The sequence below is a fragment of the Larkinella knui genome, assembly GCF_003858645.1.
Taxonomy (GTDB): domain Bacteria; phylum Bacteroidota; class Bacteroidia; order Cytophagales; family Spirosomataceae; genus Larkinella; species Larkinella knui.
This window is the reverse complement of sequence record NZ_RQJP01000001.1, coordinates 2,154,546-2,176,505: the sequence shown is the minus strand read 5'-3', so window position 1 is coordinate 2,176,505 and position 21,960 is coordinate 2,154,546. Positions and strand designations below refer to the sequence as shown.

Below are 21,960 nucleotides of genomic sequence, written 5' to 3'. Positions count from 1 at the left end.
CGGATCTCACGGACCAAAGTCCGTGGGTACGGCTTGGTACTATTCGTATGTGATCCGGCTCAGAATACTGCGTCCCAGGGTGACCTCATCGGCGTATTCCAGATCCCCGCCAATGGGCACACCGCGCGCGATGGTGGAAATTTTGATCGGAAACGGTTTGAGCTTTTTCTGGAGGTAGAACGCCGTCGTGTCGCCCTCCATCGTTGGGCTGAGGGCCAGAATGATTTCTTTGATGGCATCACCATCCGGATTCCGGAGCCGTTCGACCAGCGATTCAATCTTCAGATCACTGGGGCCAACGCCTTCGACGGGCGAAATAATACCGCCCAGCACGTGGTACATGCCTTTATACTGCGCCGTGTTCTCGATGGCCAGCACGTCGCGCGTATCTTCAACGACGCAGATCAGCGACCGATCGCGTTTGTGACTGGCGCAAATACCGCACAGATCGTGATCGGAGAGGTTGTGGCACTTTCGGCAGTGCTTCACCTTCGACCGCATCGCGATCAGCGTTTCCGCCAGACTTTGCGTTTGTTCTTCATCCCGCTTCAACAAATGCAAGACCAGCCGGAGGGCGGTTTTTTTGCCAATCCCCGGTAACTTGGATACTTCGTTGACCGCGTCTTCTATCAGTTTGGAAGGAAACTCCATTCAGGTAAATGATGAGTTATGAATGATGAATGATGAGTTACAGGCAGGCGTCAGCCCGTTCATAATTCATCGTTTATCATTCATCATTTATTTTAAGACTTCTGCGGAAATGCCCCGGCGGCAGATTTCGTTGCGTTTGGGAACCAGTTCCTCCCACGAACCATTTTTAACCCGGCATTTGCCTTTATGGTGGATGATGATGGTACACTGCTCGGCCTGTTCGGGCGTGTGGTCGCACACATCGATCAACGTGTCGATGACATGATCGAACGTATTCACATCGTCGTTGAAAACCACCAGATTATACAAATCGGTGTCAACAACTTCTTCCAATACCTCGACATCATTTTCTTCGAACGGTTGCATTACACGAAATTTCTTGTTTGTTTGCAAATTTACGAAAATTTGGATGCTTTTGCCACGATTTTTTAGCCGGTGGAACAACAAAACATACAGAATAATAACCCATTGTTTACTTAAAAAGTTGCCCCGACTGTATGAATCCCAACATCGCGTTGACCATATTGATTGCGTATTTTGCCATGCTGATCACGGTTTCCTGGTATACTTCCAAAGGGGCCGATACCAACACGTTTTTTACCGCTAACCGGCAGACTCCCTGGTATTTAGTAGCCTTCGCCATGATCGGCACCTCGCTGTCTGGTGTCACGTTTATTTCGGTGCCGGGGGCCGTCGGCAGCAAGGCATTTTCTTATTTTCAGGTAATTCTGGGCAACATCGTTGGCTATTACGTCATTGCCACGGTTTTAATGCCCCTGTATTACCGGATGAACCTGATTTCGATTTATGGATACCTGGAAAAGCGATTCGGATTCTGGTCGTACAAAACCGGGGCGGGTTTCTTTTTGCTGGCCCGAACGGTCGGGTCGGCCATTCGGTTGTACATCGCGGCCGGTGTTTTGCAGATTGCCATTTTTGACAGCTTCGGCATTCCGTTCGAGGTGTCGGTGGCCATCACCATTCTGCTGATCTGGCTGTATACGTTCAAAGGCGGGGTGAAAACCATTATCATTACGGATACGCTCCAGACCACGTTTCTGGTAACGGCGGTTATTCTGACGATCATCCTGATTTCAAGCGACTTAGGAATGGGGTTTGGCGAAATGGTTTCCACGATTTCTAAAAGTGATTATTCCCAGATTTTTTTCTGGGACGCCAACGATCCGAAAAATTTTTTCAAGCAGTTTATCTCCGGCATCTTCATTGCCATTGTCATGACCGGTCTGGACCAGGATCTGATGCAGAAAAACCTGACCTGCAAAAACATCGGCGAGGCCCAGAAAAACATGCTCTGGTTTACGGGAACGTTCTCCGTGGTCGTTTTTCTGTTCCTCTCACTGGGCGCTTTGCTCTATCTATACGCCACGACCAAAGGGATTGCCATTCCGGCCAAAACCGACGATTTGTATCCGCTTCTGGCCCTCAATCATTTCGGGATGGTGGTTGGTATTACGTTCCTGCTGGGCATTACGGCCGCTACCTACGCCAGTTCCGACTCCGCGCTGACGGCTTTGACCACGTCGTTTTGCATCGATTTTATGAGTGTGGAAGGGCGTCCTGAAACCGAACGGGCACGGATCAAGCACTGGGTTCACATCGGGTTTTCGGTTTTGTTTTACCTGGTTATTCTGGTCTTCAATCGGCTGAACAGTCAGGATGTGGTGACGGCGGTTTTCGATCTGGCCGGTTACACCTACGGTCCTTTACTCGGCTTGTATGCGTTCGGATTATTTACCAACCGGCCCGTCCGCGACGGCCTGGTGCCCTTGATTTGCCTGGCCTCGCCCTTGCTGACGCTGTTTGTCAACAACCATTCGGCGGAGTGGTTCAATGGGTACAAATTTGGCTTTGAGCGGCTGGTGCTCAACGGCCTGTTTACGTACCTCGGTCTGTGGGCGGTTTCGCGGAAGAAAACCGTGAATGACCCGGTACCGGCGTAGCAGCGTACGGTTTACGGTATTCGGTGGCTAGCGCCTTTAGTTGCACGCGTCAGCCACCGTAAACCGAATACCGTAAACTTACTTGCTAAACAGATTCGTATCCAGAAACCCATTGCGGAATTTCCCCGTGGGATCGTAGTCGGCCAGGAGTTTTTTGAATTCTGGTAATTTCTCATACCGGGATTGAAGAACGGCGGGCGAGAGCGTAAACAACTTGCCCCAATGGGGCCGCACCTTAAAGGGAGCTAGTTCCTTTTCAATCAGCGGCAAGACCTTTCTGACAGAAGCCCAATCCGGTTTCCAGGTAAAGTGAATGGCAACCGAGGCCTGTTGGTAACACGGACTCATCCAGAAATCGTCCGCGTCGATGGTGCGGATTTCCGAAATCATCAGGTGCGGACTGATGTGGTCGCGCAGGCGTTCAACGGCCAGAATGGCTTCGACGGCGTTGCGGGCGGGAACAAAATACTCCGATTGCAACTCCTTGCCGCTGCTGGGCGTGAACCCCATTCGGAAGTGGGGCAGCCGTTCATACCACGGACCAGGCACGCCCAATTGCTCGGTGCAGTTGACGGCAGACAATTCGGCAATCGGATGCAGGTTCTTCGTGGCGAGTTTGGCGCCAAAAAACTCCGGTTTGGCAACGGACGGTTTGCCTTTTTCGACGCGCTCTTTCAGCCAGACCTCGTTGACGCGTTTCTTCTGCCAGTCCGTAAACAGGCTCACGCTGTAGGCACTCGACTCGATGGCGTCAAAATGATTTTTCACCTGTTCCAGCGGCATGTTTTCGTAGACATATTGCCGCATCTGGAACGTCGGCTGAATGGCGAGCGTGATTCTGGTGACCACGCCCAAACCGCCCAGATGTACCACTGCCGCCCGAAAGGCTTCGCCGTCTTTGGCGCGCGATAAGGTTCGCACCTCGCCACTGGCCAGAACGATTTCCATCGCGGTTACCGCCGTTGCCAGATTGCCGTTTTTAACGCCCGAACCGTGGGTGGCCGTAGCGCAGGCACCAGCAATGGAAATATGGGGTAGGGAGGCCAAATTGTGGAGGGCAAATCCCTTGCTGTCGAGGTAAGTGGCCAGATGGCCATATTTCATGTTGGCATCAACCGTTACGGTTTTAGCCTTTGGATCCAGCTCAGGCACCTGATTCATTTCTACGAGTGAAACGAAGTGATGGGTGCTGTCTGCAATGCCGTTGAAGCAATGGCGCGTACCCAGCACTTTCATTTTAGCATGGCCTCGAACCAGTTTTTGCACCTGCTGGAGCGATTTGGCCTGATCCAGCTCGTTTGTGCTGTATTGATAATTACCGGCCCAGTTCTTCATTTTTTCATCAGCTATCCAGTTTGCGAACGAAGGAAGCGCCGGTGTTGCCAGCAAGCTTGACGACAGCTTAAGAAAAGTTCGTTTTTTCATGATGACGGGCTTTTGTTCGTTCAATACGGGCGGTTTTATGGTTATATTCCAGCCGGATTTCTACAAAAGGCAAGGGATTGGGTTTCATACTGACCAGAGACCGACGTGGAAAATACCGCTAGCTAAAGTTCTTGACAAATCGGTCCTATTTAAGAAATAGAAAGGCGGTATTCTGTGAAGATGGCAAAATAATTGACACTATTGAAAACGATTAATTCCTTAAGCAATGAAGTTGACGATTGAGACGACGCAAAAAGAAGTAGACGTGGTTCAAACGGCTCTCACCCGACTCGTAAACGAACTCAAAGGCAAACCCGACGCGCTGGCGAAATGGGGAATCAACCAGATCGACCTCGGGCGGATCGAGCGGTTTCGCGATACCATCCGTACGGCCCCATTGACGGAGTAGGAAAACCGCTCATGTAACTATTTAGGCGAAAGCCGGTACGTTGACGTGACTTCCGGGAAGCCGTTCCGTCTTACTGGGTATGAAAATACTCATGTTACTTATTTTGTTAATCCCGGCCTTTAAAGTTCTGGACTATGCCTATGAACAGTCGGTACGGTTCGATTCTCAGGTGGATGCTAAAATGACGAACGATGCGGCCATACATACGGATATGTACCTGCATAATCCTATCGATCACTCCAAATTAAAACCGCAACCTATAGAACCGTCAAGCCATAGGGAGTGGATTGCCAAAGGTCTGGTGGTTTCGATGATTATTTTAATTGCCATTGGATTGGTTCGGGGCCGACCCCGGTAGCGGCTATAGTCATTCCTAATCCAATGCATTAAACCGACTTTGAAAGGCTTTATTTCTTTCAATTTTTTGCTGCAACCTACTCACGATTTGTTCGTTTTTGACCAGTAGGGATTTTATTCTGTCTTTTAGCAAAGAACAATTGGTATCGAATCGCTTGCGGACCTGCTCATTTTGGACGGGATCAAATAGAATCATGTTGAGTGCGGACTAAATGGTAAATTGAGTCGATAGAGAGAACGATGAATCAATTTTGCTGAAAATTTACAACGAACACACTACGTTTACCGGAAAAAAGGAATTGATAACAAGCCGTATAAAAAAGATATAACGGTTATCCTTAATTACATTTAAGAAGCGGAATTTCTCAGCCGTAAATCCAGTCGAAATAACCTCATTTCCACTTTCCGTAACCATACATTTCGCCTTGGCAGGTTAAAATCCGGGTAATAAACAGTTGTTACCTCCTGCGTTTTTGCAAATGAGTATTCATTATGCGGCCTATTTCTACGTATTAAATTCCCCACTTAAAACCGTCCGATGGGTTGAAATGCGTAATCCAGCAGGAGTAGATTCAATAGGATCAGACAGAGTAGCCAAAAGTATTTCTTCCGGTAAGGCGGTGGTAGATCATGGCAATAGTTCAGGATAATAACCGCGAATCCAAAGTTTAGAGTAAGGCTGAACAGAAGCATAATTGAATTCTGGAATACAATGGTCTACCAAATAAACGGATATTTTGCAGATAAAGAAGGCTACGAAACGGCTGGTAAAGAAAAAAGTGCGGGTTAGAAACCGAAACAATTAAAAAACAAGTAAGAGAACGGTCCACCTTAATACAGTCTGATGTCGGCATAAAAAATGGCCCAACCTAAGCGCCGGGCCATTTTAACCATTATCGTCATGTTGCTTTAGTAACAAAGTCACTGGTTGAAACCAGGTAATTAAAAGGGTGGTGGATGATCGTGCCGGTAATAAGGGAACGGCCCTGAAAATGATACTACAGTTTCAGCCTTATCCTCAATCTGAGTTAGAAAATTAAGAAGGGGACTCGTCAAATTGAATAAGGGATTTTGTGTACTTTGGACACGACGCTGGCGAACTCCTGGCCGGGGATATAAAAAAATGACATGGATCCTATCCCACCGAAAGTAATTTTCAGACCCGTCTGGCATATGCCGTATTGCCTGCTAACAACAGCAGTGGTAGTTGGGACGGTTGTTCTGCATTGGTTCGCCCACTGGCTTACAAGTGAACTTCTGGGAGAACATTTCAGTCCGAACTTAAATCCAGCTCACTTCGTTCGGCATGTCTATGTGCAAGCTTGGCATGAGATACCGATCACACTCGCTGGTCCGATTTTTACTGTAGTACAGGCAATTTATTTTTATAATCAACTGAAACGGAGTCGCGACATGCTTTTATATCCGTGTTTATTGGCTCCGGTAGTCATGCGAATACTGGCCGGCGTGATGAACGTTGTTAATCCGAATGATGAAGGGCGTATAAGCAGTTTACTGGGTTGGGGGCTCTACACATTACCGGTAATTACGGGTTTATTTCTGTTTTATCTGGTTGTCAGGATTTCAATAGTATGCCAGATAAACTTCAAATTAAATGTCCAAAATATTGTCTTAGTAATTTTTATCAGTTACTTCATTTTTAAATAAAACCCCGATTAAATACCTAGCTAGCCAACTACGTTGGGTCATACAGACCGGCCTTTTAGTTTACTTCTACCGTTTTGATTTTGCGGAATGACTGGATTACGTCGATTAAATACAAGGTTGAAACGCTTTTTAATGGTGGTAATCCTTATTTTCCTGTCAAACACGCAACCGGTAAAGCCATTTTTTGTTCTCTTTCTTGAGGGATTTAAATCGTACCAGTATGCCACTCCATCGGGTGGATTTGAGGATTTTGAGATGCCTCTAAAACACAGAACCTATGAATCTGTAGTGAGAAGATTCGATGCTTATAAGCATGAACATCCATCTGATACCGTTTTGTATCGTCTTTTTAGAAAAGATCCTTTTTTGTTCTGGCGGTGGAGTGATATGATCTCTTCCCCAAAATACCAACTCCCTTATCTCAACCCCGATAGCATCAAAGAAAAAGGTAATGAATGAACGGGTAGGATGTCTAACTTGATAAGCAGGAGATAAACCGTAAAAACGGTTCATTCAATTCAGTCAAAGGCCAATGTTCTGACCTCTTTTGAACTCAATTCCATAACAAGTGACAACTGGGGAATAAAAAAAAGTGCCAATACAAGCTGTATAGGCACTTTTTCGGTATATTCGTGGTCCCACCGGGAATCGAACCCAGATCTAAAGTTTAGGAAACTTCTATTCTATCCGTTGAACTATGAGACCAGAAAAAACCTGTAAGGCAGGTACACCTTACAGGTTGGACTTGGGGTATTTTCCGCAAAAATGCTTAGAAATCTGTTATTTACCAAAATCACCGGTATCATTGGCTTGCTCAGCCCAGTCGCTCAGCGGAACATCCAGCCAGTTGGGGTAGATGGCATAATGCTTCTCTTTCACCATGGCATACAGCAAGTTACGCAACTCTTCGATGTTTTCGCGCGTCTCTGCCGAAATGAAAACTACGTGTTCGGCTTTCTGGGTCAAATACGTCTTTTTCAAATAATCGAGTGCGGTTTGCTTCCGAATCGCTACCGGCAAATCGTCGTCAAAATCATCTTCCTGGTGCATCCACTCGTCACGCGGTTCAAATTGGTCTATCTTGTTGAAAACCAGAATCGTCGGCTTTTCACCGGCCTCTCCGCCGACGCCAATTTCCGACAAAATATCGTTCACAACGCCAATGTGTTCCTCAAAAGACGGGTGCGAGACATCCACAACATGCAACAGAATATCGGCTTCGCGAACCTCGTCCAGTGTCGATTTAAAGGCCTCGATCAGCGTGGTGGGCAATTTCCGGATAAAACCGACGGTGTCCGTCAGCAGAAAGGGAATATTACCCAGCACGACCTTCCGAACGGTTGAATCGACCGTTGCAAACAGCTTGTTTTCGGCAAAAACATCCACTTTGGCCAAACTCCGCATCAGCGTCGATTTGCCCACGTTCGTGTAGCCAACCAGCGATACGCGCACCAGCCGGTCCCGTTCTTTTCGGCGGGTATAGCTCTGTTTATCAATTTTTTCCAGCTTCTCTTTCAGAAAAGCAATCCGGTCCTGCACAATCCGGCGGTCGGTTTCCAGTTCTTTTTCACCCGGCCCGCGCGTACCAACACCGGCTTTCATCCGGCTCAAGTGGGTCCACATCCGTGTCAGACGCGGATACATATATTGATACTGAGCCAGTTCGACCTGCAATTTGGCCTGGGCGGTTTGCGCCCGCATGGCGAATATATCCAGAATCAGTAAACTTCGGTCCAGCACTTTTACGTCGGTAAAAGCCGCTTCGAGGTTGCGAACCTGCGAGGGTTTCAAGTCGTCGTCAAAAATGACCATGTCGACCGGATTTTCAGTCACGAACGTACTGATTTCCTCCAGTTTCCCTTTTCCAACGTAGGTTCGCGTATCGGGTTGTTCAAGTTTCTGTACGAACGATTTAACGGTAATCACGCCCAGAGTCTGGGCCAGAAAAGCCAGTTCGTCCAGGTATTCCTGGGTTTTTTCGGCCGACTGCTTTTGAGTTACCAATGCCACCAGGACAGCGGTTTCGGGCTGTTTGTGATTTTCAATCATAATGGAATGGATTTACAAAGGTTCTGAACGAGCTTTTGGGACCTTTGCCGCGCAAGAAACACTCCGGCAATCCAGTCGTAGCTGGTTCAAAAACCTTAATTTACTAATGGGAATAAGAATTACAACCGCAGAATACACAAACGGTTTTTTAGAAGAAGCGGAAGGGGCCGAAATCGGCAGAACTATTCATGGGCGTACTACTTTAAGCAGTGCAAATTTAACAAAAAAATTTCAAAAAAAATACCGTTTGCTCAACCCTTCTTTTTTGGCCGGAATCTTTCCGTACATTTGCAGTCTCAAAGCTCAAAGCCGATGAACACCGCTACCCTTTAACGGGCCCCTCCACGTCTGATTCAATCGCCCGGTCTGATTGACCGCCGGTCTGAAATTTCCTATTCAAGCTGTTTTACTACACGGCGATTCTGTCGCCTGTTTACTCTTTCTTTCATCCATGACGAAATTTATTCGCCTGTTACTAGCCGCATTACGCGGTACAGAAAACCATTATACCTCCGGTAGTATCAACCGGGCCATTTTCATGCTGTCGGTTCCGATGGTGCTGGAGATGGTGATGGAATCCCTTTTCGCGGTTGTCGATGTTTTCTTTGTTGCTAAAATCAGTACGGAAGCCGTGGCCACGGTTGGCCTGACCGAGTCAGTTCTGACCATTGTCTATTCCATTGCTATCGGATTGAGTACGGCAGCCACAGCTTTGGTGTCCCGCCGGGTGGGCGAAGGCAATGCCCGTGAAGCCGGCAAATCGGTGGCGCAGGTTATTCTCGTTTCCATTGTGGTAGCGCTCCTGATCGGTATTCCGGGGGCGGTATTTGCGGAGGATATTTTGCGGCTGATGGGCGCCGATGCACAACTTATTGCCCGGGGTTCCGGCTTTACACGATTGATCTTTGCCAGTTCGCCCGCTATCATTCTCCTGTATACGTTGAGTGGTTGTTTACGGGGTGCCGGTGAAGCTTCCACGGCTATGCGCTCACTCTGGCTGGCCAACGGCCTGAATATCGTGCTGTGCCCCATTTTCATTTTCGGGTGGGGACCTGTGCCCGAAATGGGTGTCATTGGTTCGGCTTTTGCAACCACCATTGGTCGTTCGGCGGGCGCGGTTTATCAGTGGTATAGCCTCATGCGAAATGGCCGGATTGTGCAAGTTCACGCGGCTGATTTCAAACCGCATACCGCCATCATCCGGAACCTGCTCGGATTGGCTGCCGGTGGAACGGCTCAGTTTCTGGTGGGTTCGGCCAGTTGGGTATTCCTGACGCGTATATTGTCGACGTTCGGCAGCGATGTCGTGGCCGGATACACCATTGCCATCCGGATCATGATATTCACGATCATGCCGTCGTGGGGAATGGCCAACGCGGCAGCAACGCTCGTTGGCCAGAATCTGGGGGCAGGACAACCCGAGCGCGCCGAGACGTCGGCCTGGCGGGCGGCTTTTTGCAACATGCTGTTTCTGCTGGGTGTCGGTATTTTGTTTTATACCGGAGCAACCCAGATTGTTGGTCTATTCAACCGGGACCCCAGGGTGGTTGAGATTGCCGTACAATGTCTGCGGATATTCTGTTTAGGCTACGTCTTTTTTGCCTACGGTATGGTGATTAGTCAGGCGTTAAACGGGGCAGGTGACACCCGAACGCCCACGCTCATCAACATGGTCTGTTTCTGGGTGATTGAAATACCGCTGGCCTATTTGCTGGCCGAGACGGCCGGATGGGGACCCGAAGGCGTGTTCTGGTCGGTGGCCATCAGTGAATCCTTGCTGGCGGTGATTGCGGTTTTGGTGTTCCGCCGGGGACGCTGGAAATTGGTGAAGGTTTAAGAATTGAACCGGGCAGCGGTTGGTCGATAACCGGGCCGCTGCCCACCTTTATACCGTCGGTAACTAGGAGTTTAAAACCTGCAAATACTCCGTTGTTAAGTTATTCATCGAATCGGCAATCGGTTTTCCATCAAAAGCTTCCAGGGGTAAGTCCGTCCGTTTTCCCTCCCTATCGATGAGGAAAGCACTGATCATTTTAAAGTCAGCTACGAAAAATTGATTGATCAACTCCATTTGATGCTCAATCTCCGTGGAATAAAGTTTGACCGTAAACTTTTCTCCATGCGAAGACAGGAGGGAGATGTAAAGCCACATAGAGTTAAGAATTAGGCGCTTGAAGGTAATCTCCTCAATTTTTAAGCCATGGCGATCATAAACAAGAAATAGTAATCCAACGGCCCGGGAAATTTTTAAACACGGGCGATTGCGCTAGTACAACGACTAAAGCAGCATTGAAAGCGAGTCATTTTCTTTATCACTGCGATGATTTTAAGTTTCTAATGAAAAAAAGAAGTAGATTAATGAACCCTATTTTACGGGAAAGGGCGATTTTCTATCAACTGATCTGTACCCGACGATGAAACTTGTAAAGATGTAATATTTCACGAAAAACCATGCTTTTCCGATGAACCTTCGGTAAAACCTGATTTTTACAAACTTTTCAATAAACTTGCTGCATTGTTCACCAGTTTCAAAAACCCATCCTGCTTTTTTTGGGACACATGAAAGATTACATTCGCCCGATTAAACGCCTGCTCGTCGCCAACCGGGGCGAAATCGCCATCCGCATCATGCGGGCCGCCACCGAGTTAGGAATCACCACCGTCGCCGTTTACACCTACGAAGACCGCTACTCGCTTCACCGCTACAAAGCCGATGAAGCCTACCAGATTGGTCGCGATGATGAACCGCTGAAACCCTATCTGAACATTGAAGGCATCATTCAACTGGCAAAACATAAAAAAATCGACGCCATTCATCCCGGCTACGGTTTTTTGTCGGAGAATGTAACCTTGGCGCGCCGGTGTCGGGAAGAAGGAATCATCTTCGTTGGACCAACGCCCGAAGCAATGGAAGCGCTGGGTGATAAAGTGCGGGCTAAAAACCTGGCGACTACGGCTGACGTACCGATGATACCTGACAGCCGGATCGATATATCGGACTACGCCGTTGCTCTATCGGAAGCGAAGCGAATCGGTTTTCCGGTGATGATCAAAGCCGTGGCCGGTGGGGGAGGGCGCGGTATGCGCGTGGTTCGGCAGGAAGAGGAGTTTGAAAAATCATTCAACGAAGCCCGCAACGAAGCCCGGAATGCCTTTGGGGATGACACGATCTTTTTGGAAAAATTCGTCATCGACCCCAAGCACATTGAAGTCCAGTTGCTCGGCGATACGCACGGGAATATTGTTCACTTATACGAACGGGATTGCTCCGTTCAGCGTCGTTTTCAGAAGGTTGTCGAAGTTGCGCCATCGTTTGGGCTAAAACAGCAGACTAAAAACAAGCTCTACGAATACGCCCTGAAAATTGGTCGCCAGGCCAATTACTCCAATGCCGGTACGGTGGAGTTCCTGGTCGATAAGCAGGAAAATATCTACTTTATCGAGGTGAATCCGCGGATTCAGGTCGAGCACACCATCACGGAAGAAGTGACGGGTATCGACCTGGTGCGGACGCAGATCTTGGTGGCGATGGGCTATAAATTGTCGGACAACGGCATTTACATCAACCACCAGGACGAAATTCCGCTCAATGGATACGCCATTCAGTGCCGGATTACGACCGAAGACCCGGCCAACGGTTTCCGGCCCGACTTTGGAACGATCATCGCTTACCGCAATGCCGCCGGTTTTGGCATCCGGCTCGACGAAGGAAGTTCGTATCCCGGTGTGAAAATTTCGCCGTATTTCGATTCGATGATTGTGAAGGTTTCGGCGCGGGGCCGGACGCTCCGGGGGGCTACCCAGCGGCTGAAAAGAGCACTGGTCGAATTCCGGATTCGGGGCGTGAAAACCAACATCCCGTTCCTGATGAACGTGATCGACCACCCGATTTTCCAGGCCGGTGACGCCCGGGTTTCATTTATCGAGAACCATCCTGAACTGTTCGATCTTCGCAAACCGAAAGACCGTTCAACGCGCGCCTTGAATTACCTGGCGGATGTGATCGTCAACGGCAACCCGGAAGTGAAAGTGAAACCGGGATCGAAAGGCCCGGCCCAGAAATTCCGGACGCCGGTTATTCCGATTTTTGACCAGTATGGAGCTTATCCCAAAGGCAATAAAGACCGTTTGACGGAACTGGGCCGGGAAAAATTCGTCGAGTGGGTACGCGATCAGAAGCCGGTTTTGTATACCGACACGACTTTCCGCGATGGCCATCAATCGCTACTGGCAACCCGGGTTCGGACGCAGGATTTGCTGAATGTGGCCGAAGGCTTTGCCAAAAACCATCCGGAATTATTCTCGATGGAAGTTTGGGGAGGAGCCACGTTCGATGTTGCCATGCGGTTTTTGCACGAAAACCCGTGGACGCGTCTGAAGAAATTCCGCGAAGCCATGCCCAATATGCTCTTGCAGATGCTGTTTCGGGGCTCCAATGCCGTGGGCTATTCGGCGTATCCGGACAACCTGATTGAGAAATTCGTTGAAAAATCGTGGGAAACCGGCATCGACGTTTTTCGGATTTTTGACTCGCTGAACTGGGTCGAAGCCATGAAGGTCAGCATCCGGGCTGTGCGTGAGCGAACCGATGCGCTGGCTGAAGCCGCGATTTGTTACACCGGCGACATGCTGGCTCCGGATCAGAAAAAATACACGCTACAATATTACCTCGATATGGCCCGCCAACTCGAGGACGAAGGGGCTCACCTGCTGGCAATTAAAGATATGGCCGGTTTGCTGAAACCGCTGGCCGCCGAAGTGCTGGTTCGTGAGTTAAAGCAAGCCGTCAGCATTCCCATTCACCTGCATACGCACGACACCTCGTCGATTCAGGCCGCGACGTATTTAAAAGCCGTCGACTCCGGCGTCGATATTATCGACTGTGCGCTGGGGGCCTTGTCGGGCTTGACTTCACAGCCTAATTTCAACTCGGTTGTGGCGATGTTGCAGGGTCACGAGCGCGAAAGTGCAATCGACCTGAACTCCCTGAATGCCTATTCGAACTACTGGGAAGATGTTCGCGAATGGTATTATCCGTTCGAGTCGGGCATGAAAGCCGGTAGCGCGGAAGTATATCAGAATGAAATTCCGGGTGGTCAATATTCAAACCTGAAACCGCAGTCGATTGCGCTGGGCCTGGGTGATAAATTTGAAACACTCAAGAAAAACTACGTGATTGTCAATCAGTTGTTCGGAGATATTGTCAAGGTGACGCCCTCGTCAAAAGTAGTGGGTGACATGGCTTTGTTCATGACATCGAACAACCTGACCGCCGAAGACGTGTTGAAACGGGGCGCATCGCTTTCGTTTCCGGAATCCGTAAAAGGGTTTTTCAAGGGTGAACTCGGCCAACCCTATGGCGGTTTCCCGCACGAAATTCAGGAGATCGTTCTGAAGGGTGAAGAACCGCTGACCGGTCGCCCGAACGAAAAACTGAGCCCGATCAATTTTGAGGAAGACTTCAAGAAATTTGAAGAGAAATTTCCGCAGAACGACGGTTTTCTGGATTACCTCTCGTACCAGATGTATCCGAAAGTATACGAGGAATATTACAAAGCCATCGAAGAACACGGCGACGTCAGCATCATTCCGACTCCGGCATTTTTATACGGCCTGAAAGAAAATGAGGAAATTCTGATTGAAATCGACGAGGGTAAAAACATTCTCGTGCGGCTGCTCTACGTTTCGGAACCCGATGAGCAGGGCAATCGGATGGTTACGTTTGAACTCAATGGTCAAAGCCGCCAGGTTCAGGTGCGGGATAAGTCGCAGAAAGTTGATTTTCAGGCGAATGCAAAAGTCAGCAAGGAAGGCGATGTGGGTTCTCCGTTGCAGGGCCGCCTGACGAAAATATTGGTAAAACCGGGTGATGTGATCACCAAGAACCAGCCGTTGTTTGTAATTGAAGCCATGAAAATGGAAAGCATCGTGGCCGCTCCCAAAGCCGGAACCGTCAAGCAGGTGATTCTGAAAGAGGGCATGGTGGTTGTGCAGGACGATTGGGTGATTGAACTCGGTTAGAACGTAGCGAGGGATCTGACTACCAGATCCCTCATTTTTTATCCGAATGTCCCAGCGATTTTTCCGGATTCACCACGTCCCGAATCAGTTGCTTCAACTCCTTGATCTCCGGAAAACGACCGGCTTCTTTCCGGTCGAAGATCTTCTGTCCATCGATTTGCACCGAAAACCGTCCGCTGATTTCGGAGGGATGCAGCATCACGCCGTGAATGTCGTCGGTGAAGGTCGTTAGAATTTCCTGCGCCATCCAGGCGGAGCGCATCAACCAGCCGCATTTCGGGCAGTATTCGAGGGTAATAACCGGTTTCATTTTTTAGATCTGGCGGGCTTTTTGTGAACATCCCGAGAGCGCAGCATTTCGCCCAATCGCTGCTCTTTGTCGTTATCAAAACCACACGATGAGTTGAACGCCTTTGGATTTTGATAGGTTCCAAACAGCATATCCCACCACACAATATCGCCGTAGTTGTTGGTGTGTTTGTTGTATTCGTGGTGAATTCGGTGCAGCAAACTGATTTTTAAACAAAGATTGCGAAAATCATTTCTTTCGCCTTACTTGGCTGTAACTAAATCACTTACCCATATGGAAAATCAACCCTATAACAACCCGCTGCCTCCTCCGTCTCCCATAACGCCCCTGAGCCCTTCCGACGAGCGGATGTGGGGTTTGCTGGCGCATTTGAGCGCACTGGCCGGTTTCATTATTCCTTTTGGTAATATTATCGGACCCATTGTGGTTTGGCAGATTCAGAAGGATAAATCAGCTTTTGTCGATTATCACGGGAAAGAAGCCGTTAATTTCCAGATTACGATGACCATTGCTTACTGTGTGGCTCTGCTGCTGATTATTGTCGTCATTGGCGTTCCAATTCTGATCGTGCTGGGTATTCTGAGTGTGGTTTTTTCCATCATCGCCGGGATGAAAGCCAACAATGGCGAATATTACAAGTATCCATTCACCTTTCGATTCATTAGCTGATCTTTCCGGCCCTGGCGGTTTTTTTCGGTTGCGGTGAGTTTCGTATTTTTGTCGGAAATCACGACACCAAGTCCGCTTTTGAATGATTCGATCTTTCCACTTCCCGCAAATCGTCGCCGTTGTTGTTCCCCAACGGGTCGGTTTGCCCGGTACCATTTTTTTGACGTTGTTCCGGCGATTGGCGGGAATCTGCTTTTTTCTGCTTCCATCCTTCGCGCTGGCCCAGCAGCATCCGCTGGGTACGTGGTTTATCGGTACGGTGCAACTCCCGGCACGTGAACGGGGCTGGGGCGGTTTTGCCGAGGCTCAGGTGCGAGCCAATGCGCTCTTCGATCAGGTAAACTATTTCGAAGTAAAAGGCGGAATCAGTTACGATTTAGGACCGGCTTTTTCGGCCATGATTGCCACCGGTCGGTACCAGACGTATAACTACCGGGATCTGGAGGCTGGCCCGCAGCAGATCGAAACCCGGTTGTGGGAACAGATCACGATGAGCCAGAATGTCGACCGGTTAAAATTTGAACACCGCTACCGGGTTGAGCAGCGCTGGTTCGGCGAGTCGTCGCCGGAAAATCTGGCCATTCAGGGCCGCTTCCGCAACCGGGTTCGTTACCGGATGAACATGATCATTCCGTTAAATGGAACGACCATTAAGCCCAAAACCGTTTTTGTCTCGATTTATGACGAACTTTTTCTGAACTTCAAAGCTCCTCACCTGGAGCGCAACCGGATTTATGCGGGCTTAGGCTATCAGATCGACCGCCACTGGATTTTGCAGGCGGGTTGGATCAATCAATACGACCAGGCTCCGGTGCGAAACGGTGGAAAGGACAATGTGGTGTTGTCGATCATGTACCGTCTCCACCGCAAAAATGGCGAACGGGAGCGCTTGCCTACCCAAATGGATTAACTGCCGTTTAAAACCACGGACGACGAACGCGGAATGTTTTCTTAAGCCCGCGAATGAGCAGGAAGGCCCCTAACAGCCCGAAGATGATGGCGAGAATGCTGATGTTGAGAACGGCAAAAACAATGGCAACGCCAATAACCGGAACCGACGCCTTGAGTTGCCACGGAATGCGTTGCCACCAGTTGAGTTTCTTCCGGGGCTTTAGGCCCAGTATTTCACGCAAGGTCTTTTTCTTACCGGTTTTTGGCCGGGGTTGCGGCAAGGCGCTGGTTTCGGAAGCGCGGGCTGATGAATTGACCAGCGCTGTAGTAGCCTGACGAGCGCGTTGCTGAACCGTTTGCGTGGGTGGAATACCCGTCGCGGAAGCGTAAAAGTCCGGCTGAGAGGGTTCCGGTTCCGGAGCTTCAGCGGTTAATTCCGTGGCCCGAACAACGGCTGAATCACTCGCTGTCGGCCCCGTTTCGGGTTTCCCCGACGAGCGGAAGGATTCAACGGGTATGGGCTGGTATCGTGCGTAGGGACGATGACAGGAGGCAGTGAACAGGCAAACAATGACGGCAAACGGGGCAAGGGCACTTTTTCTCATCAGGCTGGACGAAGATTCAGGATGCAAAACCTTCATTTACAACGAAACCGATCCGCGGGTTTATACTTTCTGAATCAAAAATTATGATCAAAAAAAGGCCCGCAGGGTTTATTAATTCCTACGGGCCTGAAAGTCAATACCTTAAAGTTCAACGATTCTTTCTGTATGGCAGGACTATTTAGCCGCCGTTCCGCTTTGTGGCGCCGTGGCCGGAGCCGCCGGCTGTTTCTGGGCTGGCGCTTGCAAGCCTGCACCCGGAACGGTTTTGGTAGCCGCAGCGTCGACGTTAGCGCTATTGATGCTGGCACCAACGGGATTCCGGTCGACCACGATGTACGTCGAAAGCGTTAACAGCATGATGGCGATGCCAAGTCCCCAGGTAACCTGTTCCAGCAAATCGGTTGTTTTCTTGACACCCATTAACTGGTTGGAACCCAGGCCCCCAAATTCACCGGACAAACCGCCCCCTTTTGAATTTTGAATGAGTACCACCAAAATCAGCAGTACGGTACAGATACAAATTAATACAATGATTGCCGTTAGCATTTCGATTCGCCCTTGCGGTTATTTTAGTATGCGTATTGTGGTTATTGAAAGGAATCCGTTACTGATCCTGTGGCCGTTTTAAAGCCGCAATTTTCTCCGCAAAATAAACCTTTTTTTCCGGATTTTTCAACATAAGTTTCACGTAAATGTCAATCGCGCGCTCCGACTTGCCCTGTCTGGCCAGGATTTGGGCAAACGCTTCGGTGACCGGTGCCCCCGAATTGACCGGCATCCGGCGCGTTAGATCTTCCTGATCGGCCTGTTCGGTGGTGTGCAGACGCGGGCGCTGAATCATGGGTTCCCGTTTGATGAAATCCTCGATAATGCGCAGTTGCCGGTTGCGCTCGGGGTCCGGCGCTGAAACCGCTTCCGGTTCTTCGGCGGCTGGTTCCTGCTGTTCCAGCGTGGTTTGAATCACCGTCTCGGCGATAAGCGATTCATCGATCATCGGCAAAATTTCGGCGATAGCTTCCGGTTGGTCTTTTCCGTCGTCCGGTGGTGTTTCAAGGATGGGAAGCTCACCGACTGATTTGGCAAAATCAAAAATGGGATTGGAGAAGAACGTATGACTTTCCTCGGCTTTCCGTTTGAACAACTCGTAGCTTTCTTTCTTGTAATCGTCCGGAATGGGTACTTGTTTAAGCGACAGCTCATTCAGGCGACTCAACAGATTTTCGGACCACTGAAATTCATTTTCGATCAATTTCCGGAGCGCATTGCGACTCAGGGCGTGGGCTGCTGCCTGCCGGATGTATTCGATGGCGTGGCTTTTCTGGTGGACGGACGTGGCTTTGGCGGCCAGCAAATACAGCGACTGACAATACGGATAAGCCGAGATGGCCTCCTTTAGTTGTTGTAAATCAGAAGGTAATAACTCCTCAGGGTGAGTTACCCAGAAGGAAAAAGTTTCTTTGTCCAATTTGTTCATTGGATGGTCGGGGCGGGTAGGTGATGTCGCTTTGGTCAAATTTAGCAAATTGTTATCAGTTTCCTCTTCGCAAAGCACTTAAAATTAACGGGGTAAAAGGAAACCATTTCCAAAGCAAAACCGCGTTTTTACCAATCTGCGGCCGTTTTGTTAAAAATATCCAATACCAGCTGATCCTGAATCTTGGGTACAAGGCGGCTTTCACTTTGGGTGAGTGTTTGATTCGCCGGAAAATCCTGGTAAAATGAAAAAGGCTGGTCGAAGTTCTTGGTTTCGTCTTTCGAATTGGAAAAACGCACCTGAACGGTGATCTGCAAACGGTTCTGAGCCGCCTGATCCGAAGCCGTTGCGGCAACGGGCAAAACATCGTAGCCCGTAATCGAACCTTCGAGCACAATGTCGCCGTTGGCCGGAACCACCTTCATGTTGGTGTAGCGCTGGTAATATTCTTTCAGCTTTTCGGTAAATGTCAACGTCAAATTGGCCGGACCACCAGCCGCCGACGTCGTGAAGGTATTCACCGTGATGGTCTTGATATTCGGATCGAGCGTCGTGCCCGTAAAGGAATATTTTCCGCAGGAGAGAGTGAAGAGTGAAGCGTTAAGAATGAAGACTAAAACTAAACCTCGGACGAGATTGCTTTTTACTCCTGCTGCATAACTCTTCATTGTTAACCGCCGGGCGGCCCCGTCTTCACTTTTCACTCTTTTAGCCTTCTTCATCGATTTGATATTGTTTAATCTTCCGGTATAACGTCCGTTCGGAAATGCCGAGTGCCTGGGCTGCGTATTTTCTTTTGTTGTTGTTCCGCCGTAACGCCTTGACAATCATTTCCTTTTCTTTTTTCTCCAGCGATAAAGAATCATCTTCTTCAGTCTCGTGGCTAATGTCTTCTACCGTTACATCGCTGGTGGCATCGGCTGCATCATACTCGTTGACATCCAGCAAATTAGCCGGTGGGAGCAGACGGGTTACGGGTTGTTCGGGTTCCGGCATCAAATCGTTCGACTGAACGGTATCGAATAAATCCTTGTGGTTGTTGAGAATTTCGTGCCCATTCTTTTCATTCTTCAGGACGTCGAGTACGAGCCGTTTCAGGTCATTCATGTCCCGGCGCATGTCAAACAGAACTTTGTAAAGCAGTTCGCGCTCCGAGAAATTATTTTCCGCATGCCCCCCCGGCAACACCATCGGCGACTGGGGCGACTGCGATGAAACCGGCGGCAAATACTTGGCCAGTGTTTCGGCTTCAATTACTTTCGTATTCTCCGATTCGAGAATGGACGTCTGTTCGGCGATGTTTTTTAGCTGGCGGATATTACCCGGAAACGGGTACCGTAACAGCAGCAACTTGGCCGCTTCCGACAGTTGGATGGGGGCAATCCGGTAGCGTTCGGCAAAATCAGTCGTAAATTTCCGAAAAAGCAACTCGATGTCTTCCCCGCGTTCGCGGAGGGGGGGCACGTAGATCGGCACGGTATTCAGCCGATAATACAAATCTTCCCGAAATTTGCCCTGTTCAACGGCTGCCAGCAGATTGACATTGGTAGCCGCAACGACCCGAACATCGGTTTTTTGCACTTTTGAGGAGCCCACGCGGATAAACTCCCCGTTTTCGAGGACCCGCAAAAGCCGGGCCTGAGTCCCCATGGGCATTTCACCAATTTCATCCAGAAAAATAGTGCCGCCGTTGGTAGTTTCAAAATAACCCTTCCGTTGATCGACAGCGCCGGTAAATGACCCTTTTTCGTGGCCAAACAGCTCCGAATCAATGGTTCCTTCGGGAATGGCTCCGCAGTTGATGGCAATAAACTGGCCGTGTTTGCGGCTGCTGAGGCTATGGATTATCTTCGAAAATGACTCTTTTCCACTTCCGCTTTCACCCGTTATCAGTACGGTCAAATCCGTAGCCGCCACCTGAATGCCCACGTTGATGGCGTAATTCAGCGCCGGCGCATTCCCAATAATGCCGAACCGCAGCTTGACCGACTGGATTTCTTTTAAATTCATAAATACTGGAAATGGAGAACTCTTAAACCGTAACGCCCCGCAGTGTTGCCGCGGTGCAATCCGTTACCAACACATTGACATACTGGCCTTTCTGATAATCGCCTTTCGGGAAAACCACCATTTTGTTGTGGTCATTACGGCCGCACAGGAAATCGTCGGAGCGTTTGGAAAACCCTTCGATCAGCACCCGCTGAACCTGACCAATGTGCCGCTGATTGCGTTCCAGCGACAGTTCACGTTGCAAGGCAATGATCTCGTTCAACCGACGGAGTTTGACTTCGTACGGTACGTCATCGGCGTATTTTTTGGCCGCCGGCGTGCCCGGACGCTCGGAATAGGCAAACATGTAGCCGTAATCATACCGGACGTATTCCAGCAAGGATAACGTATCCTGATGTTCTTCTTCCGTTTCGGAACAGAAACCAGAAATCATATCGTGCGAAATACCGCAATCTTCGCCCAGAATGGCCCGAATCCGGTCAATTTTCTGAATATACCAGGCGCGGTCGTACGTCCGGTTCATCAGCTTGAGAATCCGGTCGTTCCCGCTCTGGGCGGGCAGGTGAATGTATTTGCAGATGTTGTCGTATTTCGCCATTGTGTGCAACACCTCGTCGGTGATGTCCTTCGGATGCGAAGTCGAAAACCGGATGCGCAGGTCGGGGTCTACCAGGGCCACCCGTTCGAGCAACTGGGCAAAATTTACGTTTTCCAGACCGTCTTCCGAGGTCCATTTGTAGCTGTCGACATTCTGGCCGAGCAGGGTAACTTCTTTATAACCAGCCGCCGAAAGATCGCGGGCTTCGCGGACGATGGAGTGCGCGTCGCGGCTGCGTTCGCGGCCGCGGGTGTAGGGCACCACGCAGAAGCTGCACATGTTATCACAGCCGCGCATGATGGAAATAAAAGCGGTTACACCGTTGGAATTCAGGCGGATCGGCGAAATATCGGCGTAGGTTTCCTCGCGTGACAGAAAAACGTTGACGGCTTTCTGTCCCGATTCCGCTTCCTCCACCAGTTTCGGAATATCGCGGTAGGCATCCGGTCCGGCCACGATGTCCACCATTTTTTCTTCTTCCAGCAACTTGGCTTTCAACCGTTCGGCCATGCAGCCCAGCATGCCAACCAGCAATTCCGGTTTCCGTTTTTTTAGAATATTGAGTTGCTTCAGCCGGTTGCGGACTTTCTGCTCGGCATTGTCACGAATCGCGCAGGTATTCAGGAAGATAACGTCGGCATCGTCGGCACTGGCGGTGGTGGCAAACCCCGCATTCCGCATCACCGATGCCACAATTTCGCTATCTGAAAAATTCATCTGGCAGCCGTAGCTTTCGATGTAAAGCCGTTTTTTGCCCACCGCCAGTTCGTCTTCCAGCACCCGGGGTTCATCTGCGCTTTCCTTGTCGGCTTCAGTCAATATGGATAATGTCTGCGTAATGCGTTCCATAATTTATCGTGTC

General features: G+C 49.6%; 22 protein-coding genes and 1 tRNA gene. 10 read left to right on the top strand and 13 right to left on the bottom strand.

All coding sequences use genetic code 11. The features are described 5' to 3' along the window. Nucleotides 1-39 precede the first annotated feature (39 nt). The gene (gene recR, locus EHT87_RS08855) at nucleotides 40-651 is read right to left on the bottom strand and encodes a recombination mediator RecR (RefSeq protein WP_124905882.1); all 612 of its coding nucleotides are present in this window, start codon (nucleotides 649-651) and stop codon (nucleotides 40-42) included. A gap of 87 nt (nucleotides 652-738) precedes the next feature. Then, nucleotides 739-1,017 carry an ATP-dependent Clp protease adaptor ClpS gene (locus tag EHT87_RS08850; RefSeq protein ID WP_124905880.1) on the bottom strand — a complete coding sequence of 93 codons (279 nt, stop codon included), beginning with the start codon at nucleotides 1,015-1,017 and terminating at the stop codon, nucleotides 739-741. A 131-nt stretch (nucleotides 1,018-1,148) separates the two neighbouring features. Here EHT87_RS08850 and EHT87_RS08845 point away from each other — a divergent pair, with 131 nt between their 5' ends. Continuing rightward, nucleotides 1,149-2,612: a sodium:solute symporter gene (locus EHT87_RS08845; protein WP_124905878.1), complete on the top strand. Its 1,464-nt coding sequence runs from the start codon at nucleotides 1,149-1,151 to the stop codon at nucleotides 2,610-2,612. 78 nt (nucleotides 2,613-2,690) lie between these two features. On the opposite strand, the gene EHT87_RS08840 is transcribed toward EHT87_RS08845, so the two are convergent. Continuing rightward, nucleotides 2,691-4,037, bottom strand: a complete 1,347-nt coding sequence (locus tag EHT87_RS08840) for a D-arabinono-1,4-lactone oxidase (RefSeq protein WP_124905876.1) — start codon at nucleotides 4,035-4,037, stop codon at nucleotides 2,691-2,693. Between the two features lie 226 nt (nucleotides 4,038-4,263). Between EHT87_RS08840 and EHT87_RS08835 the strand changes: the two genes are divergently transcribed. The 4 genes from EHT87_RS08835 (at nucleotide 4,264) to EHT87_RS08820 (ending at nucleotide 6,930) form a co-directional block, all read left to right on the top strand. After that, nucleotides 4,264-4,446, top strand: a complete 183-nt coding sequence (locus tag EHT87_RS08835; RefSeq protein WP_124905874.1) for a hypothetical protein — start codon at nucleotides 4,264-4,266, stop codon at nucleotides 4,444-4,446. Between the two features lie 91 nt (nucleotides 4,447-4,537). Then, nucleotides 4,538-4,804 (top strand): hypothetical protein, encoded by a 267-nt coding sequence (locus EHT87_RS08830; RefSeq protein WP_124905872.1) that lies wholly within the window; start codon nucleotides 4,538-4,540, stop codon nucleotides 4,802-4,804. Between the two features lie 1,127 nt (nucleotides 4,805-5,931). Further along, the gene (locus tag EHT87_RS08825) at nucleotides 5,932-6,471 is read left to right on the top strand and encodes a hypothetical protein (RefSeq protein WP_124905870.1); all 540 of its coding nucleotides are present in this window, start codon (nucleotides 5,932-5,934) and stop codon (nucleotides 6,469-6,471) included. An 87-nt stretch (nucleotides 6,472-6,558) separates the two neighbouring features. Next, complete coding sequence (locus EHT87_RS08820; RefSeq protein WP_124905868.1) at nucleotides 6,559-6,930, top strand: hypothetical protein; 372 nt, start codon at nucleotides 6,559-6,561, stop codon at nucleotides 6,928-6,930. A 174-nt stretch (nucleotides 6,931-7,104) separates the two neighbouring features. Here EHT87_RS08820 and EHT87_RS08815 read toward each other — a convergent pair. After that, nucleotides 7,105-7,176: transfer RNA gene (locus EHT87_RS08815), tRNA-Arg, on the bottom strand. A gap of 75 nt (nucleotides 7,177-7,251) precedes the next feature. After that, entirely contained in the window at nucleotides 7,252-8,520 is a 1,269-nt protein-coding gene (hflX, locus tag EHT87_RS08810; RefSeq protein ID WP_124905866.1) for a GTPase HflX, read from the bottom strand. A 1-nt stretch (nucleotide 8,521) separates the two neighbouring features. On the opposite strand from hflX, the gene EHT87_RS08805 reads away from it, so the two are divergent. From EHT87_RS08805 to EHT87_RS08790, 3 genes are all read left to right on the top strand, one after another. Further along, nucleotides 8,522-8,836: a hypothetical protein gene (locus EHT87_RS08805; protein WP_124905864.1), complete on the top strand. Its 315-nt coding sequence runs from the start codon at nucleotides 8,522-8,524 to the stop codon at nucleotides 8,834-8,836. Between the two features lie 135 nt (nucleotides 8,837-8,971). Beyond that, nucleotides 8,972-10,357, top strand: coding sequence for an MATE family efflux transporter (locus EHT87_RS08800; protein ID WP_124905862.1), 1,386 nt, complete (start codon nucleotides 8,972-8,974; stop codon nucleotides 10,355-10,357). Between the two features lie 722 nt (nucleotides 10,358-11,079). Next, on the top strand, nucleotides 11,080-14,541 hold the full coding sequence (locus EHT87_RS08790; RefSeq protein ID WP_124905858.1) for a pyruvate carboxylase: 3,462 nt from the start codon (nucleotides 11,080-11,082) through the stop codon (nucleotides 14,539-14,541). Between the two features lie 31 nt (nucleotides 14,542-14,572). Here the strand turns inward: EHT87_RS08790 and EHT87_RS08785 are convergent, their stop codons facing one another. Then, nucleotides 14,573-14,851, bottom strand: coding sequence for an Rdx family protein (locus EHT87_RS08785; protein WP_124905856.1), 279 nt, complete (start codon nucleotides 14,849-14,851; stop codon nucleotides 14,573-14,575). Then, entirely contained in the window at nucleotides 14,848-15,051 is a 204-nt protein-coding gene (locus EHT87_RS08780) for a sterol desaturase family protein (RefSeq protein ID WP_229320909.1), read from the bottom strand. Before EHT87_RS08780 ends, EHT87_RS08785 begins: the two co-directional genes overlap by 4 nt. 73 nt (nucleotides 15,052-15,124) lie before the next feature. On the opposite strand from EHT87_RS08780, the gene EHT87_RS08775 reads away from it, so the two are divergent. Further along, nucleotides 15,125-15,520, top strand: a complete 396-nt coding sequence (locus EHT87_RS08775; RefSeq protein WP_124905854.1) for a DUF4870 domain-containing protein — start codon at nucleotides 15,125-15,127, stop codon at nucleotides 15,518-15,520. Nucleotides 15,521-15,602: 82 nt separating this feature from the next. After that, nucleotides 15,603-16,430 (top strand): DUF2490 domain-containing protein, encoded by an 828-nt coding sequence (locus EHT87_RS08770; RefSeq protein WP_124905852.1) that lies wholly within the window; start codon nucleotides 15,603-15,605, stop codon nucleotides 16,428-16,430. Nucleotides 16,431-16,437: 7 nt separating this feature from the next. Here EHT87_RS08770 and EHT87_RS08765 read toward each other — a convergent pair whose 3' ends face one another. The 6 genes from EHT87_RS08765 to miaB all read right to left on the bottom strand — a co-directional run bounded on the left by EHT87_RS08765 (nucleotide 16,438) and on the right by miaB (nucleotide 21,947). Then, the gene (locus tag EHT87_RS08765) at nucleotides 16,438-17,016 is read right to left on the bottom strand and encodes a hypothetical protein (RefSeq protein WP_124905850.1); all 579 of its coding nucleotides are present in this window, start codon (nucleotides 17,014-17,016) and stop codon (nucleotides 16,438-16,440) included. 174 nt (nucleotides 17,017-17,190) lie between these two features. After that, nucleotides 17,191-17,562: a preprotein translocase subunit SecG gene (secG, locus tag EHT87_RS08760; RefSeq protein WP_124905848.1), complete on the bottom strand. Its 372-nt coding sequence runs from the start codon at nucleotides 17,560-17,562 to the stop codon at nucleotides 17,191-17,193. A 58-nt stretch (nucleotides 17,563-17,620) separates the two neighbouring features. Then, entirely contained in the window at nucleotides 17,621-18,490 is an 870-nt protein-coding gene (locus EHT87_RS08755) for a DUF8458 domain-containing protein (protein ID WP_124905846.1), read from the bottom strand. Between the two features lie 128 nt (nucleotides 18,491-18,618). After that, the gene (locus EHT87_RS08750; RefSeq protein WP_229320907.1) at nucleotides 18,619-19,212 is read right to left on the bottom strand and encodes an LptE family protein; all 594 of its coding nucleotides are present in this window, start codon (nucleotides 19,210-19,212) and stop codon (nucleotides 18,619-18,621) included. After that, nucleotides 19,199-20,500 carry a sigma-54 interaction domain-containing protein gene (locus tag EHT87_RS08745; protein WP_124905844.1) on the bottom strand — a complete coding sequence of 434 codons (1,302 nt, stop codon included), beginning with the start codon at nucleotides 20,498-20,500 and terminating at the stop codon, nucleotides 19,199-19,201. The genes EHT87_RS08750 and EHT87_RS08745 overlap by 14 nt, the downstream gene beginning before the upstream one ends. Before the next feature lie 22 nt (nucleotides 20,501-20,522). Then, nucleotides 20,523-21,947, bottom strand: a complete 1,425-nt coding sequence (gene miaB, locus EHT87_RS08740) for a tRNA (N6-isopentenyl adenosine(37)-C2)-methylthiotransferase MiaB (RefSeq protein ID WP_124905842.1) — start codon at nucleotides 21,945-21,947, stop codon at nucleotides 20,523-20,525. Between the last annotated feature and the right edge of the window lie 13 nt (nucleotides 21,948-21,960).